Raw genomic sequence first — 22,164 nt, forward strand, 5'->3', positions numbered from 1 at the left:
CAGAACCGGGCATGACGCGCGATGGCTGGCGAACCTCATCCCGCCCGGCGCCATGCCGACAGGAGGGAACGATGGACGAACCAGGCGACGGGAACGGCGGCGCACTGCCGTCGACGATGAAAGCCGTGCAAGTCGATGCGTTCGGCGGGGTCGACGCGCTGCAGTATCGCGAGATTGCCGTGCCGTCGCCGGGCGCGGGCCAGGTGCTGTTGCGCGTGTCGGCGGCGGGCGTCGGTCCGTGGGACGGCTGGATCCGCGCGGGCAACAGCGTGCTCGAACAGCCGTTGCCGCTGACGCCCGGTTCCGATGTGGCCGGAACCGTCGTGCGGATCGGGCCGGGCGTGACCGGCTGGCAGACCGGCGACGCGGCGTTCGGCGTCACCAATCCCCGCTTCACCAATGGCTATGCGCAATACGCGCTCGCGGACGTCGCGATGCTCGCGCCGATGCCCACCGCCCTCGATCCTCTCGAAGCCGCCGCCGTGCCGGTGATCGCCACCACCGCGTGGCAAATGCTGTTCGACTACGCGAACGTGCAGCGCGGCCAGACCGTGCTGATTCACGGCGCGGCGGGCAATGTCGGCGCGTTCGCGGTGCAACTCGCGGCGCTCGCAGGCACCCACGTGATCGCGACGGCATCGAACGATCAGGCCGACTACGTGCGTTCGCTCGGCGCGAACGAGGTGGTCGAAGCGCGTACCGGTTCGTTCGACGCGTACACCGGGCGCATCGACGCGGTCGTCGACCTGGTCGGCCAGGACGCGATCGACCGGTCGTTCGAGCTGGTCAAGCCGGGCGGCGTGCTGGTGTCGGCGGTCACGGAACCGGACAAGGCCAAAGCGGACGCGCGTCGGTTGAAGGCGGGTTTCCTGCTGGTCGCGGTCAATACTGCCGTGCTGGAAAAACTCGCCGATCTGCTCGTGAACGGCGGTCTCAAGGTTCGCGTGGGCGATGTGCTGCCGTTATCGCAAGCGCGACTCGCGCACGAGATGCTCGAAGGCCGGCCGCACAAACCCGGCAAGATCGTCCTGAGCATCGACTCCTGAGCGGTTTCTTCCGCGTCGATTTGCTTACCGGCCGGTAACCGGCTGCTCAGCCGGTTTGCCGGAGGTGGCAACGCGCGTCGCTGCGCGCCACCTGACCGGGCAAAGCAAATCGAAAAGCCACCCACGATTCCGTGGGTGGCTTTTTCGTTCACGGTCCATTCAGCGATCGCGCCAGCGCGTGCATGTTTTGCGGCGCAACACGGATGATGCCGTTACGCGGGCTGTCCACGTCCGCGATCAGCGCGAACGAAATCGATACCACCAGCGGCAACACGAATAGCATCGCGTGACGCCCGCGTCGCACGCGTTTTCCGTAGCCGATCAAGCCGTTGCAACAGGCGCCGATAAACAGCATCAACACCCACGCGCCGACCGGAATCCGGTTTCGCCACGCGGCGGCCGTATAGCCCTCGGCATTCAGCACGTCGTTCATGCCCGACACCACCAACGCCGATAACGGCGTGGGCTGTGCCGCGGCCGGCGCGCGGATCGCCGTCCATAGCGCCGATTGAAGTTGCGCGGTGTCCGCGCCGATCTGATCCAGCCGCGCGTTGCCCCGAACCGAATAGAACAGGATCCGCTGATCCGTGTAGCGCACGAGAAGCGCGCGCACCGCCGTTCCATCGGCGGCGGGCAACAGGTCGGCCCGCAGGTATTCGGTGCCGATCGCGTTCGCTTCCTCTTCTTCATACGCCTTGCGCTGATCGTAGCGGCTCACTGCCATCGAAAAGCTGAAGCCGATGATCAATCCGAGCAAGGTCAGCGTCGCGGCTTGCACCACCGCGAAGTCCTCGCGCGCATCGGCGCTGGTTTCGCCACGGCGTTGCGCCAGCGCGGTGCCGGCACGCGCGCATGACCACAGCACGATCAGCGAAACGATCAAAACATACAGCGGACGGTCGACAACGACGCTCATGAACGATCTCCTGGCAGGCTCGATGATGAAAACCCCAACCACTTCCGGACAGTCCCGACGACGGCGGCGTTCATAGTGTCATCAATCCGGCGCGGCCGGTCGCTGCGTGCGCGCACACGTGTATCGACCGTGCCGTTTATAGCCAGCGGCTATCGCGGCGATTTGAGCATTCAAACGATGACGATCCACACTCTCACGTATATTTAAATGGCGATGCGGCGCGCCGATACGCGCGATCCGCGCCGATGCGCACGCCGTCACCCGTCATCCGGAACCGCCCTTGCGGCGGATGATCCGCAGCGGTCCATTGGACCGCGCACCCGTGTTCGCGAGAACCCGCGACTCACGCCTGGCGATGCTGCACACCAGCCAGACGCCTTCATAGAACAAGCCGTGAGCAAGTCCCCTCAAGGAGATTCAAACATGTCAGACGAAGCGAAGTGCCCGTTCAACCATACGGCCGGCGGCGGCACGACAAATCGTGACTGGTGGCCGAAACAACTGCGGCTGGATCTGCTCAGCCAGCATTCGAACAAGTCCAATCCGCTCGGCGACAGCTTCAATTACGCCGAAGCATTCAAGCGTCTCGATCTGGCGGCCGTGAAGAAGGATCTGACCGCGCTGATGACCGATTCGCAGGACTGGTGGCCGGCCGACTTCGGCCACTACGGTCCGCTGTTTATCCGGATGGCGTGGCACAGCGCCGGCACGTATCGCATCGGCGACGGACGCGGCGGCGCCGGGCGCGGCCAGCAACGTTTCGCGCCGCTCAATAGCTGGCCGGACAATGTCAGCCTCGACAAGGCGCGCCGCCTGCTATGGCCGGTCAAACAGAAATACGGTCAGCAGATTTCGTGGGCCGATCTGCTGATCCTGACCGGCAATGTCGCGCTCGAAAGCATGGGCTTCAAGACCTTCGGTTTCGCGGGCGGCCGCGAGGACACGTGGGAACCGGATCAGGACGTCTACTGGGGCAACGAAAAGACCTGGCTCGGCGGCGACGTCCGCTACGGCAAAGGTGCGGCAGGCAATGACGATGACGGCGGAGTGATCGTCGCCGACGAAGAAAAGCACGGCGAAGAGGTCAGCCGCGACGAGCACGGCCGCACGCTCGAAAACCCGCTGGGCGCTGTGCAGATGGGCCTGATCTACGTGAACCCGGAAGGCCCGGACGGCAATCCGGACCCGGTCGCCGCCGCGCAGGACATCCGCGAAACCTTCGCCCGGATGGCGATGAACGACGAAGAAACAGTGGCGCTGATCGCCGGCGGTCACACCTTCGGCAAGACGCACGGCGCGGGTCCGGCCGATAACGTCGGCCCCGAACCCGAAGCCGGCGATCTCGAGAATCAGGGCTTGGGCTGGAAGAACAGTTTCGGCTCCGGCAACGGCGGCGACACGATCACCAGCGGCCTCGAAGTCACGTGGACCAGCACGCCGACGCAATGGGGCATGGGCTTCTTCCAGAACCTGTTCAACCATGAATGGGAACTGACGAAGAGCCCGGCCGGCGCGCATCAATGGGTCGCGAAAGGCGCGGATGCGACGATTCCGCATGCGCACGATCCGTCGAAGAAGCTGCTGCCGACCATGCTCACCACCGACCTGTCGCTGCGCGTCGATCCCGAGTATGAAAAGATTTCGCGGCGCTTCATGGCCAATCCCGATCAGTTCGCCGATGCGTTCGCGCGTGCGTGGTTCAAGCTGACGCACCGCGACATGGGACCGCGCGCCCGCTATCTCGGCGCGGAAGTGCCGTCGGAATCGTTGATCTGGCAAGACCCGATCCCCGCCGTCGATCATCCGCTGATCGACGCGCAAGACATCGCGTCGTTGAAAGAGAAAATCGTCGCGTCAGGATTGCCGGTGTCGCAACTGGTATCGACGGCGTGGGCGTCGGCATCGACGTTCCGTGGTTCCGACCGGCGCGGCGGCGCCAACGGCGCGCGGATTCGCCTCGCGCCGCAGAAAGACTGGGCGGTCAACCAGCCTGCGCAACTCGCGACGGTGCTGTCCGCGCTCGAAAGCATTCAGGCCGGCTTCAACGGCGCACAGTCCGGCGGCAAGAAAGTGTCGATCGCCGATCTGATCGTGCTCGCGGGCGGCGTCGGGATCGAGCAGGCCGCGAAGCGCGCAGGTCATGCCGTCAGCGTGCCGTTCACGCCGGGTCGCATGGACGCGTCGCAGGATCAGACCGACGTGCAATCGGTCGACGCGCTCGAACCCGCCGCCGATGGCTTCCGCAATTATCTGAAGACCACCTATCGTGTTCCGGCCGAAGCGCTGCTGATCGACAAGGCGCAATTGCTAACGTTGACCGCGCCGGAGATGGCGGTGCTGGTGGGCGGCTTGCGCGTGCTGAAGGTGCAGGCCGGGCAGGATTCGCGCGGCGTCTTCACCGACCGCCCGGAAACGCTGACCAACGACTTTTTCCGCAATCTGCTCGATATGGGCACCGAGTGGAAACCGGCGTCGGCGGCGCGCGATGTATTCGAAGCACGCGACCGCAAGACCGGCGAGCGGAAATGGACGGGTAGCCGCGTCGATCTGGTGTTCGGTTCGCACGCGCAGCTTCGCGCGCTGAGCGAAGTCTACGCAAGCGAGGACGGTCAGCAGAAGTTCGTCCAGGACTTCGTCGCCGCGTGGGTCAAGGTGATGAACCTCGACCGTTTCGATCTGGCGTAAGCGGCCTGCGTTCCCGTCAGGCTTGTTGCCCTGACGGGAACGCGCCGTATCTAACCCCTATCTAACGCGGATTCGGCGCGTCTACCGCGCCATCCGGTACGCGCATCCGCTCGACCAGCACGCCGATATACGGACACGCCGCCAGCGTCGCGACGATCACCGTCGCGAGCAGCGACAACGATGCCGCCGGATGCAACGCATCCGCAGCCGTCGCGAACGACGCAATCACGCACATCGCCGCCAGCACGCGCGTATGCCGCGGCGGCAACGGCGCGCGCAACCAGCGCTGGCCCGGCGAGCACAGATAGAACAGCAACGCCGCGGCAAACGCCGACCCAACGATAAACAGATCTTTCATAGTCCGGCCCGATGGAGTTCGGAACTTGGGCGCTTCCGCACTACAAAGCGCCTTAATGAGAATGATTATCATACAGAGATCGGCACGGCAATGCTCGTGCTTCGAAAATTCTCCGTCCGACACCCTCCAGAACCACGCCATCTCGCTGCGATCCCCGCCGCTCAAGGCTTCGCCGATTAGCACAAAATCGCGAAATATCATTTCGAGCTATCGATACAAATAATCGATAGCAAGGGTCTACACTGCCTCCATCGACGTTGCGAACAGAAGCTTTCCCGCCAGACGCAGCGCCTCACTGAATCGAAAACGTTATTGGAGCCCATCATGAAGACCCGCATTCTTGCCACGTTGTTGCTCGCCGCTTCTGCTTCGATCGCTGCACCGGCTTTTGCCAGCGGTTACGGCCCGGCACCGTTTTACCGTCCTGACGTCAGCGCCCCGGCATCGCAACGCGGCCAAAGCGTGCAAACCGTTGCCGCTGAAAACGCTAACGCGAACGTCGCACAAGATCACTCGTACGGCGGCGTAAAGAGCCAGACCACGCAATCCGGCAGCCGCCAGGCCGACAACGGTCCGCAATCGGTGTTCTTCGGTCATTGAGCGAACGGCGAAATCGCCGCGCCGGACCGCAGCACACGCTGTCGTAATTTGAAACGAACACGAAGCACCACACAAATAACGCATTCTGGAGGTAACGAATCATGAAATCGCTCATTCAAGCTGTTGCCATCGCCGCTGTTCTCGCTGTCCCGGCCGTCTCCTTCGCGCAGTCGAACCAGCCGGTGACCCGCGCCCAAGTTCGCGCCGAACTGATCCAGGTCGAACAGGCCGGTTACAACCCGAGCCGTGGCCGCGATCCGAACTACCCGGCCGACATCCAGGCCGCCGAAGCGCGTGTCGCCGCACAAAACGGCAACGCGCAAGCCAATACCAGCGGCTACGGTTCGGGCGTGAGCGGTTCGTCGCAAGCCGGTCCGCGCGCTGAATCCACGGCAAGCTCGTACTCGGTGCCGGTCGTCAATATCGGCCACTAAGCCAAGGCCACCACCGCCGTCCGGCTCGATTGCCGGCCGAAGCGGATCGCACGACGAGGCTCGCATCGTTCGACGGCGCGAGCCTCGTTTGCCGATTGCCCTACCCTCCTGCCGCCAGATGCCCTGGCGGCTTCGCCCGACGCGTTGTCGGGCGTTTTTCATTTGGCGTGTCCCGGCCACCGCAAGCACGCGTGCGCACGCGAGGCGCTATGCTTGTGCCTCCGCAAATCAAGGAGCGCACGACTGCCATGACACAGACAACAGGAACCATGATCACCTTCCGTCGCCCGGATGGCGGCGACGTCCCAGGCTACCTCGTCAAGCCGGAAAAATCCGAAGGCGCGCCCGCAATCGTCGTGATTCAGGAATGGTGGGGATTGAACGACCAGATTCGCGGCGTCGCCGAGCGCCTCGCGCAGGCCGGCTACATCGCGCTGGTGCCGGATCTGTATCGCGGCAAGAAAACCGGCGACGAAGAAGAGGCGCATCACCTGATGGACAGCCTCGATTTCGGCGACGCCGCGTCGCAGGACATCAGCGGCGCGGTGAGCTATCTGAAAGGCATCACGTCGAAAGTCGGTCTGACCGGCTATTGCATGGGCGGCGCACTGACGCTGCTCGCGCTCGGCCAGAATCCGGACGTGAACGCCGCCGTGGTGTGGTACGGCTTTCCGCCGCTCGACTATATCGACGCCGCTAAAATCAAGGCGCCGGTGCTCGCGCATTGGGCGTCGCAGGACGAGTTTTTCCCCGCCGCCACGGTCGATGCGCTCGAAGCGAAGCTGAAAGAAGCCGGCGTGACGTTCGACTTTCACCGCTATCTCGCGCATCACGCATTCGCGAACGAAACCGCTGTCGGACCGGGCCGTATCGCGAAGACGCAATTCGATCCGGCGTGGTCGCAATTGGCGTGGGATCGCACGCTTACTTTCTGGGGTCGCACGCTGTGGTCGTAATGTCGCAGCCGCAAACGCGGCAACGCTCCGTGTAAACGCTGCAAAAACAACGCCAAAACCACGGCGTGGGGCGGATCCGGCACGAACACGCGGGGAAAGCGTAAGGCACGGCGATAAAGTTCTGGTTGGGCATGCCGATATGAAGTCTGTCGATGGCATTTGCCCTAACCCATCGAAGCGCGCCGCGTGTGCGTCGCGCTTCGTTAGAAAGTCAGAACCACAGCGTCATGCCATCCCCGATTCGCTTTTTACCGCGTGTCGATCCGTCGAGCGCGGAGTTGAATCAGTCGCAATTCGACGCGTTTTCGCGTCAGATCCCACTGCTCTACTTCATCCTGGTCGTGAACAGCGCCGCCGTCGCGTTCACGCATCGCGCGGTCGCGCCCGCGTGGCTCGCGATCTACATGCCGCTCGCGTTGTGCGCGGCGGCCGTGGTGCGGGTGATCGTATGGGTCGGACGCCGCCGCGTAGCACTCGACGCCGCGCAGATCGTCGCGCGTTTGCGCGCGAGCATCGCCGCGCTGGTCGTGCTCGGCGTCTCGTTCACCGCGTGGGGACTCGCGCTCTACCCGTATGGCGACGCGTACGCGCAGAGCCACGTCGCGTTCTATATGTCGATCACCGTGATCGGCTGCATATTCTGTTTGATGCAGATGCGCACCGCCGCACTGCTGCTGACCGCGATCGTGATCGTGCCTTTCGCGACGTTTTTCATGACGACGGGCAATCCCGTTTTCATCGCGATTTCGATCAACGTGCTGCTGGTGTCGGGCGCGATGATCTCGATCCTGCTGACCTACTCGCGCGACTTTTCCAATCTCGTCGCATCGCAGCGCGCGCTGCTGAACAAGCAGGCGGAAATGCAGACGCTCAGCGACGAAAACTCGCGCCTCGCGAATATCGACAGCCTGACCTTGCTGCCCAACCGGCGACGCTTTTTCTCCGATATCGACAACGTCCTGTCGCAGTGCATCCGGGAAAATCGCGGCTTTGCGGTCGGCGTGCTCGATCTCGACGGCTTCAAGCAATTGAACGATCTGTACGGACACGGTTTCGGCGACGGCATTCTCGAACGGACCGCGCATCGCCTCGCGGCGCTGTCGAATTCGCAGGTGTCGTTTGCACGGCTGGGCGGCGACGAATTCGGCGTGATCGTCAACGGTTTCGAGAGCCGCGACCATCTGCTCGAAATCGGCGGCGTCGTCTGCGACGTGCTGAAAAAGCCGCACGTGCGACCGGGTTCGACCACGCGTCTGACCGGCTCGCTCGGCTTCGCGATTTTCCCCGATGCAGGCGAAACGCCCGAGCAGCTTTTCGAGCGCGCCGACTACGCGCTGTACTTCGCGAAAGAAAACCGGCGTGGCGCGCCGGTGGTGTTTTCGACCGAGCACGAAACCGAAATCCGTCAGGTGAGCGCGGTCGTACAGGCGTTGCGCGACGCCGACCTCGCCCGCGAAATGACGCTCGTGTATCAACCGATCGTCGATGTCGCAGCGAACCGGATCGTCTCGTTCGAAGCGCTCGCGCGCTGGTCGAGTCCGAGCCTGGGCGACGTCGCGCCATCGGTGTTTATCGGCATCGCGGAGCGCAGCGAACTGATTCATCGCATCACCGAAGTCCTGCTGCGCCAGGCGCTCGCGTTCGCGCGATATTGCCCGCCCGACATCGGTATTTCGTTCAATCTGTCGACCCGCGATCTCGCCGCCGACGACGCACTCAGCGCGATTATCGCGTTGACGCGATCGAGCGGTGTCGAACCGGGCCGGATCGAATTCGAGGTCACGGAAACCGCGCTGATCAACGATTTCGATCAGGCGGCGAAGGCGCTGGAATCGTTGAAAGCGCTCGGCACGCGGATCTCGCTCGACGACTTCGGCACGGGCTTTTCGAGCTTGAGTTGCGTGCATCGACTGCCGGTCGACAAGCTGAAGATCGACCGCAGTTTTATTGCGGAGATCACGTCGCGCTCGCCGGGCCGCGACATCGTCAAGAGTATCAACGACCTGTGTACGAACCTCGGCCTCGACTGCGTGATGGAAGGCGTCGAGACCCAGGCGCAACTGGACGTGCTGAAGGGTCTGGGCTGCACGCTGATGCAGGGTTACTACTTCAGCAAACCGGTGAGTGCGGCCGACGTCGCGACCGTGCTCGCCCGCTTCGACGGCACGCGCGAGGCGGTGTGGGTTTGATGTTGTGCCCGCTGTCCCGGCTCGCACTTCGTGGATGTCACGTTACGCAAACTCGCGCGCGTCTCGTGTAACCCCGTGACATCGCGCGACGGCATCGCCGTGCACGACGCCGATCGACGGCAAATCCCGGCTGGGCGCGACTTGCGCGCCGCCGCGCTGTAACGGTTCAGATTGGCATGCTATCTGCAGATGATTGGACGCGGTCAGCCGCACCGCCCAACCAATATCGAGGATGCCGAGATGGAGACGAATTTCACGCTTACTGCCGTTGCACTGTGCGCCATTGCAGCGTTTAACCTGGCGACCAGCAGCGTCGCCATCGCGGCACCGTCCGCGGGACTCGTCGTCGGCGCAGGCATTAGTCCCGGGACGATCGAAGTCGGCGCAGCCGCAGGCGGCACGACGACGGCTAACGGCGTCGCGGTCATCGTCGGCGGAGCGGCCGGCGTGAAAGTGAACGTCGGCAATACGCCGCTGCCGTCGCTGCCGTCGCTTCCGTCAGTCACCGGTGTGATCGGGACGGTGACGGGGGCGCTTTCCGGTGCGGGCGGCGGTGATCCGCTCGCTCCTGTCACGGGTGCGGTGAACACCGTTACTGGGGCGCTTTCCGGCGTCGGCGGCGGTGATCCGCTCGCTCCTGTCACCGGTGCTGTGAACACCGTTACTGGGGCACTTTCCGGCGTCGGCGGCGGTGATCCGCTGGCTCCTGTCACTGGTGCGATCAACACCGTTACTGGTGCGCTTTCCAGCGTCGGCGGCGGTAATCCGCTCGCTCCTGTCACCGGCGCGATCAACACCGTTACTGGTGCACTTTCCGGCGTAGGTGGCGGTGATCCTCTCGCCCCTGTCACCGGCGCTGTCAACACCGTCACCGGCGCACTTTCCACCGTAGGCGGCACCAACCCGCTCGCCCCCGTCACCGGCGCGATCACCACCGTCACCGGCGCACTGTCGAACGTCGGCGGCACCGACCCGCTGTCGCCCGTCACGACTACCATCGGCACGATCAGCGCGTCGCTGGCGAATGCGGCCAGCGGCAATCCGCTCGCGCCCGTCACCGGGACCGTCGATGCCGCCACCGATACCCTCGCCAGCACCATCGACGGCTCGACCGGAACGGTGTCCGGCGCAATCGACTCGGCAACCCACTCGCTGTCGGGCGCAGTCGATACCGCCACCACGACGCTCGCCGGCACCGTCCACTCCGTCACCGCGGCGCTGAACAACGCAGCGTCGAACGATCCGCTCGCGCCCGTCACCGGCGCAATCGATTCCGTCACCAGCGCGTTGTCGAATGCAGCAGGCGGCAACCCGCTCGCGCCGATCACCGGTGCGGTCAACACCGTCACCGGCGCGTTGTCCAGCGCGGCTGGCAGCGCATCGCTCGCGCCCATCACGAATGCGGTCACCGGCGCGCTCAACGCCGTGACCAGCGCCGTGTCCGGCGCAGCAGGCGGCGACCCGCTCGCGCCCGTCACGGGCGCCGTCAACTCGGTGACCAATGCGCTGACCGGCGGCATCGGCACCAATCCGCTCGCGCCGATCTCGACGACGATCAACTCGATCACCGGCTCACTGTCCGGGGCGGCGGGAGGCAATCCGCTGGGGCCGGTTTCCAGTGTCGTATCGGGCGCGGTCTCCAGCGTCACGAGCGGCTTGTCGAATGCGAATCCGATCGTACCGATCACCAGCGCGCTGAACACTGTGACGTCGACCGTCGGCTCGCAGGCGGGCGCGATCGGCGCGGTGCTGAACAACAACCCGATCGTCCCGCTGACGACCACGCTCACGGCCGCGCTCGGCACGACCATCACGTCGACGGCGGGCGCGGCGGTCTCGGTGGCGGGCGCGGTCGGCGCAAGCGTCAGTGCGGGCGGCCATACGGTCGGCGCAGGCGCGGGCGCGGCCGGATCGGTCAGCAGTTCGGCGGCGGCGACCACCACCGGCGTGCTTGCGCCCGTCACGGGCCTCGTCGCATCGCTGAACTCGACGGCCTCGCATGCGGGCGGCAGCGCCGCAAACGGCACGCTGCTCGCGCCGGTCACGGGTCTGTTGACCGCGGCCACGGGCGCGTTGCCGAGGTAAGCCGGACGCGCGCCGCAAACGCGCCGCAAACGCGCAATTGCATCGGCAGCATCGGAAAGGGCCGGCCCGGTCGCGGGTCGGCCCTTTCCTCATTGCGCGACCGGAACGCGAAGTTCAGCGCGGCACGACCACGACCGGCTGCGCGTACACCACACCGGCCGGCCGCACCCACACCGTCGAATAGACCGGAACCACCACCGGCACCGGCCTCGGCGGCGCGGCGACGACCACCGGCGGTGCGTAATAAACCGGCCGCGGCGGCACGTAGACCACGGCGGCCGGCGCATAGGCGACGACCACCCGCGCAAACGACGATGACGAAACGGTCAGGCCCAAAGCCGCCGCAGCGGACGCACAGATCAAACGGATATTCATTCGATACTCCTGAAACGAAAACCGGCCGTTGAAAAACGCCGCTCGTGACGACGTGGGCCGGAAGGTTCGCCCGACGTGACGCCACGCGCTGGATCGAACCGTGAAAGCGCAACTCGCGCCGACCGTCGAAAGATACGCAGCCGGCGATCGGAATGGCAGCCGGAACTTATTTCATTCAATGTCGTGCGCCGCGTCGATAAACACCCGCCGTCGCGGTTCGCGATGTCTGAAATGTTTGCTCCGTTCGATTCGCCTCGTGCAGCAACGGGTCGCGTCCTATGAGAAAACCCGAAGCGACAGCCCATGACATACCGCGACATACTTCGTAGCAGCTTTGAAATTGCATTCCGCCGTTGCACCGACAAGAATTCGGCCTGCCTTCGATCGCCTCCACGCTCATCCCGGCGCATCGGAATCTGAACCCGTTCAAGGAGCATGCAATGAAGAAGTTTCTCGTCGCCGTCGCGCTGTGCATCACGTCCACCATCGTCAGCACCGGCGCGCTCGCGCAAACCGCGCCGCAACCGGATCCGCAGCGCATGGCGCGGATGGAACAGCAACTGCAAAGCCGCTTCGCCAACGCCAACACCACGCACGACGGCAAGCTGACGCGCGAACAGGCGAACGCCGGCATGCCGATGGTCGCAAAACACTTCGACGAAATCGATACGCAGAAAGCGGGCTTCATCACGTTGCCGCAAATCGAGGCATTCATCCAGCAACGCGGCGCAGCGCACTGAGCGCGGTCCGGATCGGCGGGATCGTCGATGTCCGGACCCGCCTTCCGGCCTACGGCCGTGCATGGCCTTTCACGAGAAGCTTGATGACACTTCCCTCGGCCCGCCGCTCCACGCCCCGTGCCCGCACGTCACTGTGCGCGTGCGTGGCGGTCTGTCTGCTGGCGTTGCCGCTTGCCGGCTGCGTGACGGTGGGCCCGGACTTCCGCACGCCCGATGCAACGCTCGAACACCAGTGGCTCGAAAGCCTGCCCGCCGATGCGCACGCATCAGCCGCCGACGGCGCCGCATGGTGGACCGCATTCAACGACCCGCTGCTGACCGCACTCGAACAGCGCGCGTACGCGCGCAACCTGAACTTGCAGGTCGCGGGACTGCACGTGCTGAAAGCGCGCGCGCAACTGTCGATCAGCGATGAAAACCTGTTTCCGCAGCAAGGCAGCGTGTCGGGCGGCGCGAACCATATCAACACCAGCGGCGTCGGACCGATTCCGCCAACGCATCTGTGGGCCGAGCATTTCCGCGCGAATGTCAGCTGGGAAATCGATTTCTGGGGCAAGTACCGTCGTCAGATCGAGTCGGATACGGCGACGTTGCGCGGCTCCGAAGCCGCGTACGACAACGCGCTGGTGTCGCTGTACGGCGATGTCGCAAACGCGTACATCGATTTGCGCGCCATCGAGCAGCGACTCGCGGTCGCGCAGAAGAACCTCCAATCGGTGCGGGAAAGCCTGCGTCTGACCACCGCGAGATTCAATCGCGGTGCCGCCAGCCAGCTCGACGTCGAACAGGCCGCCACGCTGGTCGCGGAAACCGAGGCGCAGATTCCGCCGCTGCAAAAAGCTCGCGCGCAGGATCGCGACACGCTCGCCGTGCTGCTCGCCGATCCGCCCGACGCGATCGACGCGCAACTCGCGGGCGGCACCGGCATTCCCGTCGCGCCCGCCCGGATCGACGTCGGAATTCCCGCCGATCTGCTGCGCCGACGGCCCGACGTCCGCCAGTCCGCGCTGAACGCCGCCGCGCAATCGGCGCTGATCGGCGTGCAGAAGGCAAAGCTGTATCCGTCGTTGTCGCTGACCGGGCTATTCGGGCTGTCGTCGTCGGAACAGCATGGAATCGGCCTGACGCAATGGGGCAGCAAGACCATCGGGCTGGTGTCGGCGGGCATCACCGTGCCGATCATCGAGCGTGGTCAGCTGAAAAACGCGGTGCGGATTCAGGACGCGGCGTTCCAGGAAGCCGTGCTCGACTATCAGGGCACCGTATTGCAGGCGCAGCGCGAAGTCGAAGACGCCATCGCGACATTGCGCACGTCGCTCGATGCGCTCGCCGCGACCTCGCGCGCCGCCGATGCATCGCAGCGCGCGTTGCGTCTCGCGAACGCGCAATACCTGTCGGGCTCTGTGACCTTCGATACCGTGCTCGACGCGTCGCGCTCGATGCTGCGCGACGACGACTCGCTCGCGCAAAACCAGGGGCTTGCCGCGCTGGCCGCCGTTTCGCTGTATCGGGCGCTCGGCGGCGGCTGGCAAGTGGCAAGCGACCAACCGGTGGTCAGCCGGACAATTAGCGAAGAGATGGCGCGGCGTACCGACTGGGGGCGCCTGCTGGCGCCGCCGACGAATTCGCCGCTCGCCCGGACCCGCGGAGATCAGCTTGAATCAGAAAAATAATTCACCTGCCCGAACCGGCAGGCGGGCAGCGTGTGCGTCGGCCTGCGTGTTCGTTTTGAGCACGGCGATGCTTGCCGGTTGCGGCGACCATCCCGCAGCCGCGCCCGCCGACTCGCTGCCGCAAGTCGGCGTCACGCAACCGGTGTCGCGCGAAGTGCGGCCGCAGATCGACGTGTCGGGCACGGTCGCGCCGTCGGCGACGGTGACGCTGGTCGCACGCGTGCAAGGCACGCTGAAGGCGATCGGTTTCACCGACGGCGCGTACGTCAAAGCCGGTCAACTGCTGTTCCGCATCGAGCCGGATTCGTATCGTGCGCAACTCGCGTACGACCAGTCCGCGCTCGACAACGCCGAACAGGAACTGACGCGCCAGAAACAGTTGACCACCGATAAAGCCACCTCCGAATCGTCGCTGCAAAAAGCGCAGACCACGCGCGATCAGGCGCTCGCGAAACGCGATATGTCGAAAATCAATCTCGGCTATACGGAGATTCGCGCGCCGTTCGCGGGACGGATCGGCGCGCGCGCATTCGATGTCGGCAATCTGGTCGGCGGCTCCGACTCGTCGAAGCTCGCGACGCTCGACCGGATCCAGCCGGTCTACATCAATTTCACGCTAAACGAACGCGACGCGAACCGCATCGGTCTGTTCACGCAAGCGCCGCACACGGTGCGCGTGAGCGTACCCGGCGCCCCGTCCGCCCAAGGCGACGACGCCACGCTCGAATTCGTCGATACGCGGATCGATTCGAATAGCGGATCGCTGCGCTTGCGCGCGGACGTGCGCAACCAGGACGCGCATCTGGTGCCGGGCATGTCGGTCGAAGTGCATCTGCCCGCGGGCGCGCCGCAACAGGCGTTGCTGATTCCGGATACCGCCGTGCAACGCGATCAGGCCGGTGCGTCGGTGCTGATCGTGAATGCGGGCAACGTGGTCGAGAAGCGCGCCGTCGTCACGGGTGGACTCGATCACGGTCTGCGCATCGTCACCGCCGGCCTGAATCCGCACGACCGCGTGGTCACCAGCGGCACGCTCGCCATCGCACCGGGCGCGAAGGTTCAGCTGGCGAACCCGCAGGGGCGCGCATGATCCGCTTCTTCGTCGAGCGGCCGGTACTGGCGAACGTGATCGCATTGATCGTGATGCTGCTCGGCGCGGTCGCGCTGATCAACCTGCCGATCGCGCAATATCCGCCGATCACGCCGCCCACCGTGCAGGTCGTCGCGCGCTATCCGGGCGCGAGCGCATCGACGTTGATCGACCGCGTCGCGCTGCCGATCGAAACCCAGGTCAACGGCGTCGAAAACGCGCTGTACATGCAATCCACCAGCACCAACGACGGCTCCTACACGCTGACGATCACGTTCGCGGTCGGCACCGATGTCGACAAGGCGCAAGTGCTGGTGCAAAACCGCGTGTCCGCCGCGACCGCGCAATTGCCGCAAGCCGTGCAGCAACAAGGCGTCACGGTCCGCAAACGCTCGACCGCGATCCTCCAGCTTTACACGCTGCAATCGACCGATCCGAAATACGACTCGCTGTTCCTCAGCAACTACGCGGTGATCTCGCTGCGCGACACGCTCGCGCGTCTGCCGGGCGTCGGCGACGTGACCGTGTTCGGCACCGGCCAGTACAGCATGCGTGTGTGGCTCGATCCACGGCGGCTCGCCGAACGCAACCTGAGCGCCGCCGACGTGATGAACGCGATCCAGAGCCAGAACAAGGACGTCAGCGCCGGCCAGCTCGGCGCCGAACCGAACGCGGGCGGCGAAGCGTTCCAGCTGACCGTGACCTTGCACGGCGCGCTATCGACGCCGCAGCAGTTCGACGACATCATCGTCAAGGCCGATCCGGACGACGGTGGCCACTTCGTGCGGATTCGCGATCTGGGCCATACCGAACTCGGCTCGTCGAGCTATGGACAGTTCTTCAATCTCGACGGCAAACCGGCCGCGGGGATCGCGATCTACCAGTTGCCGGACGCCAACGCGCTCGATGTCGGCAACGCCGTCAAGGCGACCATGGAACGGCTCGGCAAGCAGATGCCGCAAGGCGTCACCTACCAGTTGCCGTTCGACACCACGCGCTTCGTCCGGCAGTCGGTCGATGATGTCTACAAGACGCTGTTCGAAGCGGCCGCGCTGGTGCTCGTCGTGATCCTGCTGTTCCTGCAAAACTGGCGCGCGATGCTGGTGCCCGCGACGACGATTCCGGTGACGATAATCGGCACGTTCGGCGCGATCTATCTGCTCGGCTTTTCGATCAATCTGCTGACGCTGTTCGCGATCGTGCTCGCCATCGGCATCGTGGTCGACGATGCGATCGTCGTGGTCGAAGGCATCACGCAGCATATCGAGCAAGGCAAAACACCGAAGCAGGCCGCCATCGACGCGATGCACGAACTGCTCGGGCCGATTGTCGGGATTACGCTAGTGCTGGTGTCGGTGTTTCTGCCTTCGGCGTTTCTCGGCGGCGTCACCGGACAGATGTACCGGCAATTCGCGCTGGTCGTGGTGACCACCACGATCATCAGCGCGATCAACGCGGTCACGCTGAAGCCGGTGCAAAGCGCGCGCTGGCTGCGGCATTCGCGGCCCACCCGGCCGAACGCCGTGTATCGCGGTTTCGATCGCGCTTACGGCGCGGTCGAGCGCTTCTACGTGCGGATCGTCTCGTGGCTGGTGCGGCGCAGTGCGTTTGCGCTGATCGTCGCGCTGGTGCTGTCGGCGGGGTCCGCCGTGTTGCTCACGCGCGTGCCGACGAGCTTTATTCCGCTCGAAGATCAGGGCTATATGCTGATTGCCGTGCAACTCGCCGATGCCGCGTCGCTCGGACGGACGCGCGACGCGAGCGCCGAGATCGAGAAGCGCATCGGTGCGATTGCGGGCGTCGATCACGTGGTGTCGATCGGCGGCATTTCTCCGCTCGACAACAACGCGTCGATGCCGAACGCGGCGCTGATCTACGTCACGCTGAAAGACTGGAGCGCGCGTGGCAAGGGCCAGGATCTGCGCACGCTGTACCGGAACATGAACACCGAACTCGCGAAGCTGCCCGACATCCGCAGCGTCGTGATCGTGCCGCCGCCCATCCAGGGGCTCGGCAATAGCGGCGGCGTGCAGATGCAGGTGCTGTTGACCGACGGCTCGCAGAACTGGCAGCGCTTGCAGGACGCGACCGACGCGCTGGTCGCGGCCGTCTCGAAGCGGCCCGAATTGCAGCGCGTCTTCAGCCCGTTCCGCGCGTCCGTGCCGACTGTCGATCTGACGATCGACCGCGCAAAAGCCGAATCCCTGCAGGTGAACGTGGGCAATGTCTTCGATCTGATCCAGGATTACGTGGGTTCGAGCTACGTGAACCAGTTCACGCGTTTCAACCATACGTTCCCGGTATTCGTCCAGGCCGACGGCGCGTTCCGTCGCGAAACCGACGACCTGCGCCGCTTGCAGATTCGCAGCAACAACGGGCATATGGTCGAACTCGGCGCGTTCATCGAGGCGAAACCGGGCGTGGGTCCGGCGGTCGCGTCGCTGTACAACCTCGCGCCCGCCGCCGCGATCAACGGCAACCCCGCCAACGGCTACAGCAGCGGCGACGCGATTGCCGCGTTCGAACAGGAAGCCGCGCGCGTGCTGCCGCCTGGCGTGGGTTACGAATGGACCGCGATGTCGTATCAGGAAAAGCTGGTCGGCAACTCCGCTTACTGGGTGTTCGGCGTCGGCGTGCTGCTGGTGTTCTGCGTACTGGCCGCGCAATACGAAAGCTGGCTGCTGCCGCTCGCCGTCGTGCTCGCCGTGCCGATCGCGCTGCTCGGCACGGCGACCACGCTCGCCGCGCTCGGCGCCGCGAACAATCTGTATACGCAGATCGGACTCGTGCTGCTGATCGCGCTGTCGGCGAAAAACGCCATCCTGATCGTCGAGTTCGCGCGGCATCTGCGCGAGCGCGGCGCGAGCATCGCCGACGCCGCTGTCGAAGCCGCGCGCCTGCGTCTGCGGCCTATCATGATGACCTCGTTCGCGTTTATTCTCGGCGTCGTGCCGCTCGTGATCGCGACCGGCGCAAGCGCGAGCGCGCGCCGCTCGCTCGGCATCGCGGTATTCTCCGGCATGCTGGCGTCGACGTGCATCGCGGTATTGTTCATTCCGTCGTTCTATGTGCTGCTGCAACGGTTGACGGAACGGCGCGCGGCACGGCACACCCCGCCCCCGCCCGACAAACCCGGCAATCCGCACGTCGCATAGCGCACAAGGAGTGTTGCATGGATCGCCCCGCCAGAATCATCGTGCTCGACGACGAAGCCGAATTGCGCAATATGCTGCAACGCTTCCTGAGCGGCCACGGTTTCGACGTCCGCGTCGTCGAGGACAGCAAGCGGCTCAACCGCTATTTGCAGCGTGAGCCGTACGACGTGCTGGTGCTCGATCTGATGATCGGCGAAGAAAACGGCCTCGAAGTCTGCAGCCGTTTGCGCGCCGAAGGTCACACGCTGCCTATCCTGATGCTGACCGCGAAAGGCGATCCGCTCGACCGCGTGATCGGCCTCGAAACCGGCGCCGACGATTACCTCGCGAAGCCGTTCCTGCCGCGCGAACTGGTCGCGCGGATCAATGCGTTGCTGCGTCGCCAGAAAATCGCGTCGGGCGATCCGGGCGTCGCCGCGCAAACCGTGCGCTTCGGCGAATTCACGCTGGATATCGGCAAGCAGCGGCTATCGCGCGGCGCCGAGGCGCTCGATATCCATTCGGCACAGATGCTGTTGCTGGTCGCGCTGGCGTCGTCGCCGAACCGCGCAGTCAGCCGCGACAACCTGATCGCGCGCGCACGCGGCCGCGATCACGACGCGCTCGACCGCAGCATCGACGTGCAGGTGCTGCGGCTCAGACAGATCGTCGAAGCCGATCCGTCGAAGCCGCGCTTTATCAAAACCGTATGGGGCGTGGGCTACATGCTGGTCGGCGACGTCGTGTCATGAGCGACGCACCGTCGCATTTCACCCTGCGCATGCTGCTGCCGCGAACGCTGCTCGCGCGCAATATCGCGCTGCTGATCGTGCTGGTCGTGCTGGTCGGGTGTGTTCGCTGAGCGTGCTGGTGCACTACGTGCAGCGGCCGCGCGTCGAACGCGCGGCGTCGGTGTTCGCCAGCTACGTGCAAACGCTCGATACGTTGCTCGACGCCGCGCCCGCTTCGTCGCGCGATGCGCTGGCCGAACGGCTGGGCAGTCGCGGCGAGCCGCCTGCCGCCGCTGACGCCCCGAACCACGACACGCCGCTGCACACGTACCGCACCTATCAGCGCGAGGTATTTCTGCGCGGACTGCGCGCGCATCTGCCCGCCGATATGCCCGTCGTCTGGCAGACGGAAGGCGGCCAGCGGCTGTGGATCCGCATGCACGCGCAAGGTCGCCCGTACTGGGTCGCGCTGCCAATTCCGCAAGACGCCGACGGCACGGGCGTCGAAGCCGCCGCACTGCTGTCGGTGGTGATGGCGGCGCTGGCCGCGCTGACCGGTTACCTGATCCAGCGCCACCTGAACCGCCCGTTGCAGGAACTCGCGCATGCGGCGCGGCGTGTCAGCGCCGGTGAAAATCCGCCGCCGCTCCCCACCGACAGCCCCACCGAAATCGCCGAAGTCAGCACGGCGTTCAACCAGATGACCGCCGTGTTGCAGCAGGCCGAATCGAACCGCGCGTTGATGCTGGCCGGGATTTCGCACGATATCCGCACGCCGTTGACCAAATTGCGGCTCGCGATGGCGATGTCCGGCAGCAGCCGCGAAAGCGGCAGCACCGCCGATGCCAACGCGCCCGACGACAGCTTCACGGTCGCCGCCGACGCATATCTCGATCAGATCGATACGATTCTTCAGCAGTTCATGGATTACGCGGGCAGCGGCGAGCGCGAACTCGCGCAACCCGGCGACCTCAACGCGCTGGTGTCCCAACTCGCCGCCGACTTCGCCGGTCTCGGACACGAATTCGACCTGTCGCTCGCGCCCTTGCCGCCGGTTGCATTTCGGCCCGTCAGCATGATGCGGGTACTGATGAACCTGATGCAGAACGCGATCGTCTACGGCAAAACCGGGCTCGCGGTGCGCACCTGGACCGACGCGGACGCCGCCTATGTCGCCGTCGGCGATCGCGGCGCGGGACTGGACGCGCACGAACTCGAAGCGCTGAAGCAGCCGTTCCAGCGCGGCCATAACGCGCGCGGCCACAGCGGCGGCACCGGTCTCGGGCTGGCGATCGTCGACCGGATCGCGCGGCTGCACGGTGGCGCATTGCGCTTTCTGCCACGCGACGGCGGCGGCCTCGAAGCCTGGGTCCGTACTGCCGCTAAAGCCCGCGCAGTAAGGCTTTGCGCGGGATCGTGTCAGCGTGACACGGAACGACATACTTGATAGATAGCGTCACCCATGCGGTTCTCAGATACTCGCATCTGCGTGCCGCAGCTGGTAACAGCAAACAGCGATCAGGCCAATCACGCAGCATCACGCTCCCGTGAAATCACCGATCCCGTTATCCAGTTACCAGGTTGCCATGTCTACTTCAGTCCAATCCATCGCCCTTTCGTTTGTCCGTCGCGTGGTTCGCCATGCAGTCGTCGTGATCGCCGGTTCCGTGTTGCTGACCGGTTGCGCGGCAGGCGTCACGAATGCCAGCCAGTTTTCGTCGGCACGCCTGCACGTGCGTCCGGACAACATCCACGTCTACACGTTCGCCAGTTCGCCCGATCAGGTGAAACTCGACAGCGGCATCGCCCAACGCCTGAAGGCGACGCTGTCCGGCAAGCCTGCGGACGCAGCAGGCCGAGAACGCGCAGCAGGCCAGCGACAAGGTCGCCGACGAAATCGTCGCGCGTCTGCAGAAAATGGGACTGGCGCGCGATCCGTTCGGACCGTCCCGCGCGCGCCGATCAGAACGTGCTGATGGTGCAAGGCAACTTCGACACGATCGACCAGGGCAGCCGCCGTCGCCGGATGCTGGTCGGTTTCGGCGCGGGCGAAAGTCAGGTGGGCGCGTCGGTGCAGGTGCTGTATCAGCCGGCCGGTGGCAGTGCGCGCGTCGTGCAAAGCTTCGACGCCACCGCCGACAGCGGCCACGCCGCCGAGCGTGGCGGCCACGGCCGGCGTCGGTGCCGCAGCCGGTCGCGTCGCCAGCACGGCGGCGCTCGGCACTCAGCATGCATGGCGTGTCGGAAGCGAAGCACGACACGATTTCCGCCGACGCATCGCGCCTCGCCGATTCGATCGCGAAGCAGGTCGCGCAGGTCGGCGTCACGGAAGGCTGGATGTCGGCGAGTCAGGTGAAGTGACATGACGTCGTATCCGGCGAGCGCGATGTAGTGGCCGGAGAAGATCGCTGACCTGCCGGCGTACCCGAACCGGCCGCGAGCCTCGGTGGCCGGGCTGCAACGCGCGCCAGAGTAATTGTTTCCCCGTGCGTCCGCCCTTTCATGGAATCAATGTAAAATTCCGCGCAGCAAGCATCTATGAGACAATTCCGATGAGCTTGGCGAGTTCCGGGGGTTAGCGCCATTTTCACGACACGGTCTGCGGGATGTTCCTCGACACAAAGCAGAAAAGCCTAGAGGCGCGCGTGAAACAACTGACCATCCGGAAACGGATTCTTTACGGCTTCGGGACCGTTCTGGTCGTGATGCTGACGATAGCGGCGATTACCCTGTTTCAGCTGGGCGGCATCGGCCGCGACGCGAAAGGGTCTGCTTGGCAAGACTCCGTGCCGGGCCTCTATTACGCGACCGCGATGCGCGCGGCGTGGTTCGAGAACTACACCGTCACCCAGCGACTGATCTATGTCGATATCGTTCCGGCTCCGGTCAAACGCGACAGCGCACGTCTGGTCGAAACCCAGAACACGCTCGAAAAACTGCTGAACGATTACGGCTCGACGATCTTCAAGGGCCGCCGACCGCGATCTGTTCAACGACTTCAAGCAGCAGCACGCGCTGTATCTGCCCGCACAGGCCACTTTGCTGAACGTGCTGCCGACGTCGAAAGACGACGCCGCGCGAATCTTCAACGCGCAAATCACCCCGATCTGGGAAACCGGCCGCCTGTCGATGCGAAAGCTGGTCGATAACAA

General features: G+C 64.9%; 18 protein-coding genes and 2 pseudogenes. 17 read left to right on the forward strand and 3 right to left on the reverse strand.

The features are described 5' to 3' along the window. Window positions 1-71 precede the first annotated feature (71 nt). Complete coding sequence (locus PW947_RS18700; RefSeq protein ID WP_299633845.1) at window positions 72-1,046, forward strand: NADP-dependent oxidoreductase; 975 nt, start codon at window positions 72-74, stop codon at window positions 1,044-1,046. 148 nt (window positions 1,047-1,194) lie between these two features. On the opposite strand, the gene PW947_RS18705 is transcribed toward PW947_RS18700, so the two are convergent. Further along, on the reverse strand, window positions 1,195-1,962 hold the full coding sequence (locus PW947_RS18705; RefSeq protein ID WP_299633846.1) for a hypothetical protein: 768 nt from the start codon (window positions 1,960-1,962) through the stop codon (window positions 1,195-1,197). Between the two features lie 423 nt (window positions 1,963-2,385). On the opposite strand from PW947_RS18705, the gene katG reads away from it, so the two are divergent. Further along, on the forward strand, window positions 2,386-4,647 hold the full coding sequence (katG, locus tag PW947_RS18710; RefSeq protein ID WP_299633847.1) for a catalase/peroxidase HPI: 2,262 nt from the start codon (window positions 2,386-2,388) through the stop codon (window positions 4,645-4,647). Window positions 4,648-4,708: 61 nt separating this feature from the next. Here katG and PW947_RS18715 read toward each other — a convergent pair whose 3' ends face one another. After that, the gene (locus tag PW947_RS18715; protein WP_299633848.1) at window positions 4,709-5,005 is read right to left on the reverse strand and encodes a hypothetical protein; all 297 of its coding nucleotides are present in this window, start codon (window positions 5,003-5,005) and stop codon (window positions 4,709-4,711) included. Window positions 5,006-5,329: 324 nt separating this feature from the next. Here PW947_RS18715 and PW947_RS18720 point away from each other — a divergent pair, with 324 nt between their 5' ends. From PW947_RS18720 to PW947_RS18740, 5 genes are all read left to right on the forward strand, one after another. Continuing rightward, the gene (locus tag PW947_RS18720; protein ID WP_299633849.1) at window positions 5,330-5,605 is read left to right on the forward strand and encodes a hypothetical protein; all 276 of its coding nucleotides are present in this window, start codon (window positions 5,330-5,332) and stop codon (window positions 5,603-5,605) included. A gap of 101 nt (window positions 5,606-5,706) precedes the next feature. Beyond that, entirely contained in the window at window positions 5,707-6,039 is a 333-nt protein-coding gene (locus tag PW947_RS18725; protein ID WP_299633850.1) for a DUF4148 domain-containing protein, read from the forward strand. A 248-nt stretch (window positions 6,040-6,287) separates the two neighbouring features. Continuing rightward, window positions 6,288-6,995 (forward strand): dienelactone hydrolase family protein, encoded by a 708-nt coding sequence (locus PW947_RS18730; RefSeq protein WP_299633851.1) that lies wholly within the window; start codon window positions 6,288-6,290, stop codon window positions 6,993-6,995. Window positions 6,996-7,222: 227 nt separating this feature from the next. Further along, a complete protein-coding gene (locus PW947_RS18735; protein WP_299633852.1) occupies window positions 7,223-9,184 on the forward strand; it encodes an EAL domain-containing protein in 1,962 nt (653 codons plus the stop codon). 240 nt (window positions 9,185-9,424) lie between these two features. Next, window positions 9,425-11,269 carry a hypothetical protein gene (locus PW947_RS18740; RefSeq protein WP_299633853.1) on the forward strand — a complete coding sequence of 615 codons (1,845 nt, stop codon included), beginning with the start codon at window positions 9,425-9,427 and terminating at the stop codon, window positions 11,267-11,269. Between the two features lie 114 nt (window positions 11,270-11,383). On the opposite strand, the gene PW947_RS18745 is transcribed toward PW947_RS18740, so the two are convergent. Beyond that, window positions 11,384-11,644, reverse strand: a complete 261-nt coding sequence (locus PW947_RS18745) for a hypothetical protein (RefSeq protein WP_299633854.1) — start codon at window positions 11,642-11,644, stop codon at window positions 11,384-11,386. A 440-nt stretch (window positions 11,645-12,084) separates the two neighbouring features. Here PW947_RS18745 and PW947_RS18750 point away from each other — a divergent pair, with 440 nt between their 5' ends. From PW947_RS18750 to PW947_RS18785, 10 genes and pseudogenes are all read left to right on the forward strand, one after another. Beyond that, window positions 12,085-12,384, forward strand: coding sequence for an EF-hand domain-containing protein (locus PW947_RS18750; protein ID WP_299633855.1), 300 nt, complete (start codon window positions 12,085-12,087; stop codon window positions 12,382-12,384). A gap of 83 nt (window positions 12,385-12,467) precedes the next feature. After that, on the forward strand, window positions 12,468-14,057 hold the full coding sequence (locus PW947_RS18755) for an efflux transporter outer membrane subunit (RefSeq protein WP_299633856.1): 1,590 nt from the start codon (window positions 12,468-12,470) through the stop codon (window positions 14,055-14,057). Continuing rightward, the gene (locus PW947_RS18760; RefSeq protein ID WP_299633857.1) at window positions 14,041-15,147 is read left to right on the forward strand and encodes an efflux RND transporter periplasmic adaptor subunit; all 1,107 of its coding nucleotides are present in this window, start codon (window positions 14,041-14,043) and stop codon (window positions 15,145-15,147) included. The genes PW947_RS18755 and PW947_RS18760 overlap by 17 nt, the downstream gene beginning before the upstream one ends. Next, on the forward strand, window positions 15,144-18,302 hold the full coding sequence (locus tag PW947_RS18765; protein WP_299633858.1) for an efflux RND transporter permease subunit: 3,159 nt from the start codon (window positions 15,144-15,146) through the stop codon (window positions 18,300-18,302). The genes PW947_RS18760 and PW947_RS18765 overlap by 4 nt, the downstream gene beginning before the upstream one ends. Window positions 18,303-18,319: 17 nt before the next feature. After that, window positions 18,320-19,033: a response regulator gene (locus PW947_RS18770; protein WP_299633859.1), complete on the forward strand. Its 714-nt coding sequence runs from the start codon at window positions 18,320-18,322 to the stop codon at window positions 19,031-19,033. After that, window positions 19,030-20,459 (forward strand): annotated as a pseudogene (locus tag PW947_RS18775) (ATP-binding protein). Before PW947_RS18770 ends, PW947_RS18775 begins: the two are co-directional and overlap by 4 nt. 139 nt (window positions 20,460-20,598) lie before the next feature. Further along, the gene (locus tag PW947_RS31270; protein ID WP_366146133.1) at window positions 20,599-20,988 is read left to right on the forward strand and encodes a hypothetical protein; all 390 of its coding nucleotides are present in this window, start codon (window positions 20,599-20,601) and stop codon (window positions 20,986-20,988) included. Then, a pseudogene (locus tag PW947_RS31275) lies at window positions 20,988-21,101 on the forward strand (DUF4410 domain-containing protein); the annotation flags it as partial. The gene PW947_RS31270 and the pseudogene PW947_RS31275, both read left to right, overlap by 1 nt. A gap of 140 nt (window positions 21,102-21,241) precedes the next feature. After that, entirely contained in the window at window positions 21,242-21,373 is a 132-nt protein-coding gene (locus PW947_RS31280; RefSeq protein WP_366146134.1) for a hypothetical protein, read from the forward strand. A gap of 245 nt (window positions 21,374-21,618) precedes the next feature. Beyond that, window positions 21,619-22,161, forward strand: a complete 543-nt coding sequence (locus PW947_RS18785; protein WP_299633860.1) for a hypothetical protein — start codon at window positions 21,619-21,621, stop codon at window positions 22,159-22,161. Window positions 22,162-22,164 lie beyond the last annotated feature (3 nt).

Origin of the sequence: Paraburkholderia sp. (assembly GCF_028283785.1) — a bacterium.
Classification (GTDB): domain Bacteria; phylum Pseudomonadota; class Gammaproteobacteria; order Burkholderiales; family Burkholderiaceae; genus Paraburkholderia.